This is a genomic window from Paenibacillus donghaensis (genome assembly GCF_002192415.1).
Lineage (GTDB): Bacteria > Bacillota > Bacilli > Paenibacillales > Paenibacillaceae > Paenibacillus_AQ > Paenibacillus_AQ donghaensis.
In genome coordinates this window covers 8,087,374-8,099,197 of record NZ_CP021780.1, presented here as the reverse complement: position 1 = coordinate 8,099,197, position 11,824 = coordinate 8,087,374, and the positions used below count along the sequence as shown (strand labels likewise).

Below are 11,824 nucleotides of genomic sequence, written 5' to 3'. Positions count from 1 at the left end.
GTCTTCTCCTTACCATTCGATATCATCAACGGATACCGGTGAAGGATTGATTACCATCTTCCGTACCTTAGCGTTGTTGATCTCAATGACCCGGTCTGCCATCGGGGCAATGGCCAGATTATGTGTGATTACGATGACCGTAGTTCCAGTATTACGGCAGGTATCCTGCAGCAGCTTCAGCACCTGCTTGCCGGTGTTGTAGTCAAGCGCTCCTGTCGGCTCGTCGCAGAGCAGCAGCTTCGGCTGTTTGGCCAGTGCTCTGGCAATAGCGACACGCTGCTGCTCGCCGCCGGACAGCTGAGCCGGGAAATTATCCAGCCGCGCTCCCAGTCCCACATCCTCCAGCACCTTCCGCGCATCGAGTGCACGCGGGGAAATCTGGGAAGCAAGCTCGACATTCTCCAGCGTTGTCAGATTGGGAACCAGGTTGTAGAACTGAAACACAAACCCCACGTCATTGCGGCGGTAGCCTGTCAGCTCCTTGGCACTAAACCTGGCAATATCTGTACCGTCCACAATAACCTGGCCTTCGTCAGCGGAATCCATCCCGCCCAGAATATTAAGCACCGTCGATTTGCCCGCACCGCTGGGACCCACAATGACGGCAAATTCACCTTTATTAATCTCAAAATCAATCCCGTCGTTGGCAACAATCACATTCTCGCCCATCTTGTAACGCTTGTACTCACCTTTTACGGCAACAAAGCTCATTCCTTATCCTCCTGTCTCTATCCAGCCCCTGCTACTCTTCTATATTCCACTTCAATACAACGTCCGGTGTGGTTGTATATGGTTTTTAGTTTATCATAAATCCAAAGTCCGAGCCCGCTGGAGCTTGGCTGGACCGCAGTTCCCGGCGTCTTTCATGCGAAACCTCATGAAATAAGGCATTGTCCCGGTCATCATACCGGATCAACGCCTTCATCGATACTGGATTCTAACTTTTCATTTGCCATTGCTTTGAACGCTCCTATCATGATGTTTAGTAGTACTTTAGACTTATTCCAAATTTCAACTTCAAATCCCTTTATTCGATAGCATTTTCTTCATGGTTTGTTAACGCATATGTCCTTACAAAAAAACCTCCTTACCAAATCCAAAGGAGGTCTTAGTTCTACTTTATTAAAATATCTTCCCAATTCCCAGGAAAACCAATTCGCTCCAGCTCTACAACTTCCTCGTAAGCGGAAACCAAAGCTTCCAAGCGAATGACAAAATCACTCCATTTATCTCTGTCAGGAATTAATTGTTTGAGCACATAAATGTCAGCAAAAATCTTGTTTTGTTGAATACCCATCTTTTTAGATTGATCGTTTAGCCTAGGCTTACTTGTAAGTGGCCGGTTATATATTCGACCATAGTGAGCACATATATTGCGTATGTAGGATAAACATTTAAGCCAGCTTTCAAGGTAAACAGCCGGTGCTCGATAGTTTGTTTTAGCAATGTGATTCTTATCTATACTCTTCATATTGGAGAACAACTTTGAAAGTGCGCCAAATGAAAGTACTTCGACAGCCACCCATACAGGAATCAATCCTCCATACTTATCGAAATGATATTTGATAAATATCTCTTGAGATCGTCTAACTTCCTTGTCTAATTCATTAACAAATAGCGAATGATATCCTTCATTCTCAAAATGTACTGATTGTAAATGTCCCAACACGCCGTATGTATGAGCAATATGGTATGAAATCTGGGTGCGAAATGCGATTTCCACCTGTTCGGTCATGTCCATAATTAAATAGCGAAACCGATGATCGAATTCGTATAGTGCATGGATTTGTGAGAAGGTAACTCCTTCAAAAAACTGATCATTCCTCTTAAGACTTAATCCATATGCACTCAGACGGTAATAGTTGATCCGTTGTAATGCACGAATTGCAAGATCTTCATCTTCTATAATGAGACCCCGGCTTTTCAAAATTTGAAGTTGGCTTTCGAATGTTGCAGGTGGCTTTAATGCTACTGAGTCCTGCGGATCCATTGAATTCCTCCTGAATAATAAAAGGCCCACCTTGGTACGCATTGTGAAGAGGCGTGGTGGGATCTGTTACCATAATAATACATGAATCTTACAATATGTTCAACTTACCGTTGTTAAAAATAACGTCTTCCATTCAAAATAACCAGCAAGCCGATATTCACAACTTTCCTGGGTCCATTCATAAAGCAACTGGCGGTCCTTCTCCCGGATGTTAAACAAACTGGGTAGATACCAGTGGAAATACACAACCGTGTTAATAAAAATGAATAGCTATGTACAATATTTCACAGTTGCACACAACCGACATTTCTCGTGATAAACTAACGTAAATATACACTAACATACACTGCTTCGCTAAAGCATGGTGGCTGGGCTTAGTTATATTTCCATATTGATACCGGAGGGAAATAATGAAAACCGCAAGACTCAAGTGGAATCAAGTAAGCCTGGTACACCGAACTCCTAGTGAGCCATATCCAAACATCAAAAAGGCCACCAAACGAATATGAAACGAATTCTGGGCCTGTATGGGTTAAGTACTTTTTTGGCGGGGCTGATATCCGTTATTGCAAGTTTTATGTTTCCGGTTCGCTGTCCCTTGTAAAGGGTGCCAACGATCTCACTCCACCTGATGGAATTGTAGAAGTACTTGCTAATTTGTCAGATGCCGTCTCACAAATCGTCAAATGGGTAATCAACTTGGCACCTTTGAGGATCATGGGGCTGGTTTTTGATTCTATTACAGCAAATGGACTGTCATCCTTACTCGATTATGGTAAATTACTGCTTGTTCTTATTGGATGTATGTTATTTATGGCGCTGATTATTAATCCATTGATTGTATATCTCAATATTCGCAGAAATCCTTACCCCCTTGTATTTCATTGCCTGAAGGAAAGTGGAATTACCGCATTCTTTACTCGCAGCTCGGCTGCCAACATTCCAATTAACATGAGATTATGTGAAAAAATGGAGCTGGATGAGGATACGTATTCCGTCTCCATTCCCTTAGGTGCAACGATTAATATGGCGGGTGCCGCTGTTACGATTTCTGCCTTGACTCTCGCTGCTGTTCATACGGTTGGAGTTGAAGTAGATTTTGGCATGGCGCTTATTCTTAGCGTCTTATCTGCTGTATCTGCTGCAGGTGCCTCCGGCGTTGCCGGCGGGTCGCTCTTACTGATTCCGCTAGCGTGCAGTGTATTCGGCATTCCAAATGATGTTCTTAATTCATCCTCCGACTTATTATTCACAGCAACCGCTGAATATGCCAAAAAACGTAAAGAAGGCAAGGAATTTGTGATTCTTACCTAGAAAATAACATAATGAATAAGCAGGAGACCTTGGGTCCCTGCTTGTTTGTTTTTCCTCAAATGATCCATCGCGTAGTGGCCTCCGAAGATAAACTCCACAGGTGTGGAGTTTCGATTGCCTCATTACAAATAAAGGGAAAATTCTGAGTTCTAAAGAATATAGATATAACAAATTTCCATGAGAGGGGTATGGCTATGATTAGTGAAGAAACCAAAGAAATGATTGAGAATTATATTAAAGCCTACAATTCATTTGATGTAGAGGGTATTGTTAAACTCCTGCACAAGGATATCGTTTTCAGGAATTTTTCCAATGGCGAACTTAATACAGAGACCAGAGGAACGGAAGAGTTCAGGGAATTAGCAGAAAAGTCTGCAAAGATTTTTGCTAGCCGCCATCAATCAATTAACGATTATAGTGCTATAGATGGCAAAGTAGAGATTCAAATTGATTATGAAGCAAGTCTGGCTGTTGATTTGCCGAACGGATTAAAGATTGGAGATAAGTTACAACTTCAAGGGAAGTCGATATTTGAGATTAGAGATGGAAAAATATCATTAATTGAAGACTACGGTTGAGTAACCGGCTACACACCTAAAAAAACAAACTGAGGGGAACGTACGAACCCGATACAAACGATCACAGATAGAAATCAGGATGTATGGTATCGTCTACTGTACATTTGGGAAACAGCCGTGTTAATTCCGACTTTTACATGCTTCAACACGGTTATCCTGGAAAAGCCAGTGCATTTTCATTGTCAGGATTAAAGAGTTGGATTGTCATCACAAGGCCATTATAGTAGGTGTACACATCACCGGTATATTTATCTACCCAGAAATCATACACAACAGGAAGCACATAATATCGGTCGTTTTCCGATTGGACAGCCAAATTGGTTATTACCTTTCGAAGCATACTCTTATCATCGTTGGTTTCAGCCTGCTCATTGTCTGCAAGAGGAGTATAGGTGCCAAATTTCTTCTCAAAAGCTGTAATCAGTTGCTCTCTTACTTGTTCAACCGCCTCTTCTTTAGAGATTTCTGTGGCACTGTCCGGATAGCGGCTAATCATCACATGCGGCATTCTGGTCACGATATGCGGTTTCGTTGTGTCGTTTCCATCAAAATAATGGGCCTCGCCCTGCAATACATCCGTCACAAAGTTAAGGGGAACGTAGAGGTCTTCATCTATATGTACAGGGGCCACATCCAACTGCACCTCCTTACCGTTTAATCGAACTATGGCCTTACCCGCAACGATTTCGGCTGTCTTGTCTGAATCAACAACCGTAGCGCTCTCCTTCTCAGCATCCCATTTCACTTGAACGTCCAAATGCTCAGCTATAGGGGTCAGAGGAACCAATATATAAGTACCCATAATGGCAAGATTAGCATTTTTTATAACTGAACCATTGATAAAAAGCCCTATATAACTTTCACCAATGATTTCCTTGCTGGAGTCATTGTACGTAATATAATGCTCTGAGTCAGATCCTTCTTCATAAGGATATATTTCTACTTGATCCATATTCGTTTTTGTAAGGATTGTCTCCTTCTCTTTCTGATCAGTTGCAGTACACGCGGATAGAACTAACAGAAGGAATACGCAGGCTGCTCTGCCCATGATTCTTCTCATGTTTATATCGGCTCCTTTATATATAACTTCTACCCCTATACTACCATTAAAAGGCAATGATGCAGCGGACAAGATGGAACCGCTTATGGTTTTATTTTTTGTATAAACACATACGTACTCTCATCCGACAACTTATCAGCATATTCGAAATCAAACCCGAGGCCAGATTCAGAATGCAGTCGCTCTCCGCAAATAGCTGCTCCGCAAGTCTCTGTTCCAGAACTTGTAGAGAGAGCCGAAACCCGGTCCTGATATTGTTAAGGAAATGTCGAATCTAACCAGATCGAACATACTAGCTCAAGCTGCTCAAGCGATGTTGGCCCAAGCGAATCAGAATCCTCAATCGGTGCTGCAGCTGCTCAAATAAAATCACAGTAGTCAGTCGATACGCAATATTAAAAGCTCAAGCCCGCGGCACAGCCGCAGGCTTGAGCTTGTTGTAATATTCCTATTCCCCAATAGTTCTGATGGTCGTATCAAACGGCTCCAATTCCATGGTTTGTTTTCCATATTCCGTATCAATCGTAGTGCTTTGAAGCTGATCGCTGTTGTTAATAACAACCAAGATCTTACTCTCTGGATAATAAGCACATTCGGTATATAAGTTATCCGTAATGTACTTCGTTTCATGGAACTCATTGCCGGCATAGCGGATCAGATTCAGCAGCAATCGTGTATTTTCCCAGCTGAATCCGAAAGAAGGAAGGTAGATCCCTTTGCCTTTTCCGAAAGCATAAGTAGACAGGGTGATCGACCCACTAGTTTCATCCACTACCGCAGCTGACCCATCGGTAAGATAAATTCGATTCTTCGGTGTGATGCTGGCCCCTTCAGGCACCAGACCCTGCTCATCCTTAACCTCATAGGTCCATCTTCCATGAGCTACCCTGGCGCCTGTATCCTCATCCAGACCGAGAACATGGGCCATTCTGAAGAAGCTGTCGTACCCTTCGACCGCTGAAGGCTGGTTGATGCCAATAAAGGTACCGCCCTCATGCACCCACTCTGTCAGAAGGTCGACGCATTTGCTGTCTTTCCAGTAATCCCCACCGCTCCATGCTGAACCGGCAGAACCGGCATTGATCACTACATCACAATCTTGCAGGATGCCCTGACGGATATCTTCGAAATCAATGAACTGCACTTCAACCGGCAACCCGGATAAAGCCTCATTGACATGAATCAGATCATGCATGTACGTTTCATGGAAATGGCCGGATAATGTCCACGATTTCAATTTGCCCCAGCTGTGCAGAATGGCTACCTTCGTCTTAATGTGATACGGTTTGCCTATATCATGCAGCTCTTTAATCTCTCTGAATTCATTGGCAATCTTCTCGATGTAATCGCAGAAGTCCGGGTAAGGTTCTACGAGATGCAAATATCCGCCCAGTCCAATCCGGTCAATCGGCTCCCTGAGCAAGGCGCGCCGGATGTTAATCCAATACTTCTTGGCATCCAGCGTAGGGTTCCCGCCCTCCATGAAGGTAGGAAGTCCGCCTAACCCAACCGGGAATAAGTAGGGATGCAACCGAATCTCATGTGTATCCACTTTGACACCTGAACACATCCTGGCCTCATACCCTGAGAACACACATTTAATCATCCCGTCGAATCCAAACTCCCCGAAGCGGTCATTGTAAGGCTCCATGCCAACCCAACTGTCATCGTAGAAGACATAGGCCAGCTTATCGTGCCTATGCACAATATCAATTAATTTCTTGCCGAATTCAATGACAAAATCATTGATAAATTCCATATAGTCCAGCTTGCGCTGCTGCGCCGGGATATGACTGACGCGATATTTCCCGCCGTTCACGAAATCTTCAGCAGTCAGCGAATAGCCGTATTTCTTGGCAAACAGATCAAGCGCTCTTGAGCTTACCGTGAAATCGTATGAACCCCAGTCCGAGAACAGATGGCGGTTGCGGTCACTACTGCCCCATATCCAGGCGAAATTATAGAATAAGGAGGTAAACCGGACAACCGTTGTTTCCTTATGCTGAAGGCACCAGTCTTCTATCCACTCCAGCAGATACTTCTGCGTTTCGGGATACATAGGATCGATCTGCATCAGATGCTCTTTGTCCCAATGATTCGTAGTGTGGTTATACATGGAAATCTCTTCCCATATCCGGTAGACCATGAAGCTTACTGTGTATTTATGCCAAGGCGAAATTCCGGTAAGGACCACATTTCCCGATTCCCGTTCATAATTCCACTGTTCTCTTGGAACTTCCTCGCCGGTCGTCCGGTCGTAAACCTGCCAGTACTTAAACGCCTCTTTGGAATCATTCACTCTGAATTGTTCAGCGAAGAAATCCTCCATCAGATAGATGGATAAATAGTCTTGTACAGCTACCTTGGGATTTGTGATTAAAAAACTCTGCTGCAGCTTATCCGGATTAAGGGCCGCCCACTCATTATGATCTCTGATGATACAGATGGTAGAATAAATACCGTATCCTGCATTGATAATCTCATCGGACAACTTCGTGCCGTCACTGTCACGAATAACATCGGCACCCCACCGTTCAGCTAATTTCAGGGTCAGTGCCTCATAACCGGATTCTCCCGGAAGTGTAAAGGCCCCCGTTGTTTGTTTGGACAACTTGTTTCCCTCCTATTTAAGCAGATCGGACAGAAAAGCCAATGCTAAGCCTTGACCCCAACCCTGAACCCAGTCTTTTGGAATATTGCGATACCCTTCCCGATCTTTCATAACCGCTGTGCCGCCCGATACGCTCAGTACCCGTCCGTCTTCGCTGATATTGTCAAGGATGCCCTTCAGGGCTTTTTGCACATATTTGGTATGCAGCGGATTGCCGTTATTGATCATAGCTGCTGCAATTCCACAAGAGGCAGATACTTCTTCATAAGACTCCTCGTCATCAAGCACCGTCCGCCACAAGCCGTTCTCCGTTTGAACAAGCTTGAGTGCTGCCAACTGATCCCGAAGTGAACATTCTACATCCATACACTGAGGATACAAATACCATTCCTTCAAAAGCGGTTTGACCTGCGACATGGTATAAGCACCCCAGGCATTCGCTCTACCCCAGTATAATCCGGACATATGATCCTGCTTGACATTATTGTAGCCGTGGTACCAGAAGCCGGTACTAGGGTCCTGCAGGTATTTGATATGCCAGTAATATTGATTCAAGGCGTCCTGGATCATGTCCTGATCTTTCAGCTTACTTCCTACACGGAGCAGGAAAAATGCCGCCATAAACAACGTATCTGCCCAAGCCTGTTCCGGGAAATCATTAGAGACGGATACGGTATGCTGCAGCACATGGTCTCCGAATCGCAGCGCATTGCTGCGGATATACTCCACCTTACTCATCGCAATATCCCAATATTTCTGGTTCCCTGTCTCTTCATACAAGGTGATCAGCATATGGCCCATGGCACATGTGTTTACCGTCCAGTCCGGCAGACCCAGCTCGATATATTCATCTGCCCACTGGACAAGCATATTCAAATATTCTTTATTCCCTGTGGTTTGATAGGCTCTGGATACACCATAATAAGCCACACCACAGGGCCAGTCCCACGTTAGATCCATTGCCATTGTTTTTCTGACCACTTTGTCGATGACGCTTACTATCTCTTCCTTGTCATAAGTTAATTGAAGCATCTTCATTCTCCTCTCTTTCACACACGCCCTCAAAGGCACTTGATAACTGATCTTTCTATTGTAAACGCTTACTCTATTGTAAGCACTAAAATGTTCTGATTCTAAGCATATACACAGCAAAACTGCGCAATTCCAATCATTTAACCATAATCATTAGTTGAACTTGACCTATCTTTCGCCTATAATCAACTCAAATCAAAATATCGGGAGTATCCTATATGCCCAGAAAAAAGAAGCCCGTCATAGAATACCGTCACTACAGCTTGCCCATAAACTTCCCTGTTCTGCTGTTAAGCGGTGAACGTTGGAAGATTTCCGATATCAAAAGTGAACATCTCCATTTCCATAACCATCTTGAGATTGGCATTTGTTATTCGGATAACGGCATTATGGAGATCAAAGGGGAATCTGTCCCCTTTAAAGCCGGTGATGTAACCTTTATCCCCAGGTATCTCCCTCATACGACATATAGTTCACCCAATACAGCCAGTCTTTGGTCTTATATCTTTTTTTCGCCCGAGGACATCTTTCAACATTCATTTAAAAGTGCTTACAGCAACTTTGAGCCAAACTTGTGGGCGGTGAAGGGAATGAACTGTGTGCTGAACAAGGAGCAACATCCCAAGGTGTATACACTTGCAACGTCGATCGTAGAGGAATTACAGCAACAGAATCCTTACTATCAGGAAAGTGCCTACGGCTTATTGCTGTCCCTTTATATAGAACTCCTTAGAATTCATTCCAGGAATGAGCTGTTGGCAGATCAAGAAATCGAGCATAGCCTGAAAGGCGATTTTGTTATTTCCCCTGTTCTGGAGTATATCACTACAAACTATATGACACCCATGACCATCGATTTCCTGGCGGATCTATGCCACTTAAGCACCACTCATTTCCGAAGAAAATTCCATGAAATTATGGGGACGGCGCCTCTCGATTTCCTAAACAGCACCCGAATAGAAGAGGCCTGCAAGCTGTTAAAAAGCACGGAAGATTCGATTCTTTCGATCTCCGAACAAGTCGGTTTTCAGTCCATTTCCAGCTTCAACCGCTGCTTCTCCAAACTTATGGGGCAGTCACCCAAAGAATGGCGTAAAGGGGCTCAATCCGAAGCGCAATCCGCGAAAGCGTCTATATTGGAGTTCACGGGGTGGGTTTAGTATAACAGCGCCAATAAGGTCAACATGCATAAATACAGACGCTTCGGGAGCTGAGTCCCGAGCGTCTTCTATAACATTGTTCTTAATTTATACAACGTTTCAGAATTTCTTATCCGAAGGAGACCACCGGAGCAGCGCAGGACCGCCAGCTTCAAGCTCAGCGGGCCCTATCAGTCACTTACTGCCGAACATTCCTGCAATAATACAGTTTTTTTCATGAAATAACGGTCTTTGAGACCCAAAACCTGCAAAAGTGCAGGAATTCACACCCCCATCACTGGTTTGCAGACTCAACCGCCGGAAAAACCTGCACTTTTGCAGGAATTCAGCGAACCAGGGGAAGAGGAGAGAAAATTCCTGTACTTATGCAGGAATTTCTCTCCGGCTGAGCATGTATAATTGATGATATATTCATAGAAAAGAGAGCGTCCGGTTAAAGACGTTCTTCTGGACTTTCCATTTTCGATTAGAAGCCGCTTGACTTCTCTATCCATCGGTGCCCTTTTATTCACCAAGAGGCCGTTTTTTAATGTTTCGTCCTGCTCGGCAACTTGGGCGATAATACGAATTAACTCTTCTTTGGACAAGCTGTTCAATACTTCGTTTATTTCCGGCTGTCGTACCAATTGTATTCACACTCCAAATCATCAATTATCTATCTTCACCGTCAAGTTCATCCTCATCGATGAAGACATAAACTTTCTCCATATTCCTCATACAAAACAGCGCCTTTTAATTATTACACCATGGGTAATTTTTTTAATCGCCCGGAATGCTTCGCTTCAAAGCGGGCATGGAAATACTGTATACCTCTATATCGACAATTCATTTACCAGCCTATGATGATCAAACATATATTTGGGGGGTCATGATTATTTCCTTGCCAACGCCACTCTTCTTACGCTTTCTTTAGTCCAAGGAGGAGCTTGGGGACGCTAACAGTAACATTCTTCAGGCTGAGCAGACACAAAAACGCCGCCCTTAGTCCGTGTGGGCGGCGTTTTGCAGTTTGCTTAATACATGTGGTATTTATTCGTGCCTGATGTCCAAGCTTCACTCCAGTTGCTGTTGCCTCTGCTTCTGCCGTTCAATCATCCCCAGATAGCGGTCAAATTGCTGCTCCTCCAGCGAGGCAATCATATCGGCAAAGGGCGCCAAGTCTCCCTGCACGGCGTAGGCTTCCAGCGCATTGAAGTAATCCAGCCGGGCTTCCTTGGCAATGGAAATTGGAAGAAAACCGTGGGCCAGCAGCTGATAGTTCATAATTAGCCGCGAGGTTCTGCCGTTCCCGTCAGCAAACGGATGGATGCGGACAAACTCCGCATGTGTCCATGCCGCAAGCTCGATGACGTTTGCAGCATCTTTTTCAGCCAAATCGGCATAGAAGTTCTTGACCTGGCGGTACATTTCATTGGGTACTGGCGGTGTATGCGCCGCTCCTGAAATATAGACCTCTATATTCCGGTAGATGCCGCCCACCATTATATTCTCAGTTAGTATAGCGTGGATATCTTTGATAATACCTTCATCTAAGGGTTGGTCCTGGGCAATGCTGGCTTTTACATGCTGGTAAGCTTTGTTATGATTAATGACTTCGTAAATTTCCCGCAGCTTCTTGCCGCCCACGGACAGCCCTTCCTCCAGGACCACCTTGGTTTCCAGCAGGGTTAACGTATTGCCTTCAATAGCAGTCGAGTTATGCGTATATTCCAATTCGAATGCCTGCACATAGCTTTTGACGGTAATTTCCGGGAGTGTGTTTTTGGCTCGCTCGTATAAGGCTTTTTTGCGCAATAATTCAGGGTAGTTCATCCTGCTCACTCCTTTCTTTTTCCACGCATAGGTAGTTGGTATCGCCGGATAATCCATAGGCGACTTCATCGCCGCCGCACAGTTCGATCGGAATACCCGGAGTGACGCTGATTGCCGCTGACCATCCTTCATTCCAGGGTATGGCAATCATTTTAACAATTATTTTCGCCTTGTCAGTTTCGTTCAGTTTTGCTGGTTTAACAGTGTTTGAACGTTTGCTTCCAAAATACATCCTCCCCCCCCTTTTTTATCACTTCCCGCCGCATT

At 44.5% G+C, this 11,824-nt stretch carries 10 protein-coding genes and 2 pseudogenes; 4 read left to right on the top strand and 8 right to left on the bottom strand.

The genetic code is table 11. The annotated features are described in order from the left end of the window. Nucleotides 1-9 precede the first annotated feature (9 nt). Both B9T62_RS36705 and B9T62_RS36700 read right to left on the bottom strand, forming a co-directional pair. Nucleotides 10-711 (bottom strand): ABC transporter ATP-binding protein, encoded by a 702-nt coding sequence (locus B9T62_RS36705; protein WP_087919766.1) that lies wholly within the window; start codon nucleotides 709-711, stop codon nucleotides 10-12. A 403-nt stretch (nucleotides 712-1,114) separates the two neighbouring features. Continuing rightward, nucleotides 1,115-1,990 carry an Abi family protein gene (locus B9T62_RS36700; RefSeq protein WP_157794156.1) on the bottom strand — a complete coding sequence of 292 codons (876 nt, stop codon included), beginning with the start codon at nucleotides 1,988-1,990 and terminating at the stop codon, nucleotides 1,115-1,117. 469 nt (nucleotides 1,991-2,459) lie between these two features. Here B9T62_RS36700 and sstT point away from each other — a divergent pair. Together sstT and B9T62_RS36690 are read left to right on the top strand one after the other, a co-directional pair. Beyond that, nucleotides 2,460-3,304 (top strand): annotated as a pseudogene (gene sstT, locus B9T62_RS36695) (serine/threonine transporter SstT); the annotation flags it as partial. Nucleotides 3,305-3,498: 194 nt separating this feature from the next. After that, on the top strand, nucleotides 3,499-3,882 hold the full coding sequence (locus B9T62_RS36690) for a nuclear transport factor 2 family protein (RefSeq protein WP_087919764.1): 384 nt from the start codon (nucleotides 3,499-3,501) through the stop codon (nucleotides 3,880-3,882). A gap of 151 nt (nucleotides 3,883-4,033) precedes the next feature. Here the strand turns inward: B9T62_RS36690 and B9T62_RS36685 are convergent, their stop codons facing one another. After that, the gene (locus B9T62_RS36685) at nucleotides 4,034-4,942 is read right to left on the bottom strand and encodes a copper amine oxidase N-terminal domain-containing protein (protein WP_087919763.1); all 909 of its coding nucleotides are present in this window, start codon (nucleotides 4,940-4,942) and stop codon (nucleotides 4,034-4,036) included. A gap of 250 nt (nucleotides 4,943-5,192) precedes the next feature. Between B9T62_RS36685 and B9T62_RS36680 the strand changes: the two are divergent. Then, nucleotides 5,193-5,309: pseudogene (locus B9T62_RS36680) on the top strand (flagellin); the annotation flags it as partial. Nucleotides 5,310-5,390: 81 nt separating this feature from the next. Here B9T62_RS36680 and gnpA read toward each other — a convergent pair. Then, a complete protein-coding gene (gene gnpA / locus B9T62_RS36675) occupies nucleotides 5,391-7,553 on the bottom strand; it encodes a 1,3-beta-galactosyl-N-acetylhexosamine phosphorylase (protein WP_087919761.1) in 2,163 nt (720 codons plus the stop codon). 12 nt (nucleotides 7,554-7,565) lie between these two features. Then, nucleotides 7,566-8,585 (bottom strand): glycoside hydrolase family 88/105 protein, encoded by a 1,020-nt coding sequence (locus tag B9T62_RS36670; protein WP_087919760.1) that lies wholly within the window; start codon nucleotides 8,583-8,585, stop codon nucleotides 7,566-7,568. Between the two features lie 218 nt (nucleotides 8,586-8,803). On the opposite strand from B9T62_RS36670, the gene B9T62_RS36665 reads away from it, so the two are divergent. Then, nucleotides 8,804-9,745 (top strand): helix-turn-helix domain-containing protein, encoded by a 942-nt coding sequence (locus B9T62_RS36665; protein ID WP_087919759.1) that lies wholly within the window; start codon nucleotides 8,804-8,806, stop codon nucleotides 9,743-9,745. Between the two features lie 290 nt (nucleotides 9,746-10,035). Here the strand turns inward: B9T62_RS36665 and B9T62_RS36660 are convergent, their stop codons facing one another. The 3 genes from B9T62_RS36660 to B9T62_RS36650 all read right to left on the bottom strand — a co-directional run bounded on the left by B9T62_RS36660 (nucleotide 10,036) and on the right by B9T62_RS36650 (nucleotide 11,789). Continuing rightward, nucleotides 10,036-10,371, bottom strand: coding sequence for a hypothetical protein (locus B9T62_RS36660; protein ID WP_087919758.1), 336 nt, complete (start codon nucleotides 10,369-10,371; stop codon nucleotides 10,036-10,038). A 427-nt stretch (nucleotides 10,372-10,798) separates the two neighbouring features. Continuing rightward, complete coding sequence (locus B9T62_RS36655; RefSeq protein ID WP_087919757.1) at nucleotides 10,799-11,557, bottom strand: Fic family protein; 759 nt, start codon at nucleotides 11,555-11,557, stop codon at nucleotides 10,799-10,801. Continuing rightward, on the bottom strand, nucleotides 11,544-11,789 hold the full coding sequence (locus tag B9T62_RS36650; protein ID WP_087919756.1) for a hypothetical protein: 246 nt from the start codon (nucleotides 11,787-11,789) through the stop codon (nucleotides 11,544-11,546). Before B9T62_RS36650 ends, B9T62_RS36655 begins: the two co-directional genes overlap by 14 nt. Nucleotides 11,790-11,824: the final 35 nt, after the last annotated feature.

Excerpts from the sequence above, each read along its gene's own strand:
- B9T62_RS36665 (WP_087919759.1), top strand. The coding sequence starts at position 8,804 with ATGCCCAGAAAAAAGAAGCCCGTCATAGAATACCGTCACTACAGCTTG.
- B9T62_RS36650 (WP_087919756.1), bottom strand. The coding sequence starts at position 11,789 with ATGTATTTTGGAAGCAAACGTTCAAACACTGTTAAACCAGCAAAACTG.
- B9T62_RS36685 (WP_087919763.1), bottom strand. The coding sequence starts at position 4,942 with ATGAGAAGAATCATGGGCAGAGCAGCCTGCGTATTCCTTCTGTTAGTT.
- B9T62_RS36705 (WP_087919766.1), bottom strand. The coding sequence starts at position 711 with ATGAGCTTTGTTGCCGTAAAAGGTGAGTACAAGCGTTACAAGATGGGC.
- B9T62_RS36655 (WP_087919757.1), bottom strand. The coding sequence starts at position 11,557 with ATGAACTACCCTGAATTATTGCGCAAAAAAGCCTTATACGAGCGAGCC.
- B9T62_RS36670 (WP_087919760.1), bottom strand. The coding sequence starts at position 8,585 with ATGCTTCAATTAACTTATGACAAGGAAGAGATAGTAAGCGTCATCGAC.
- B9T62_RS36690 (WP_087919764.1), top strand. The coding sequence starts at position 3,499 with ATGATTAGTGAAGAAACCAAAGAAATGATTGAGAATTATATTAAAGCC.
- B9T62_RS36700 (WP_157794156.1), bottom strand. The coding sequence starts at position 1,990 with ATGGATCCGCAGGACTCAGTAGCATTAAAGCCACCTGCAACATTCGAA.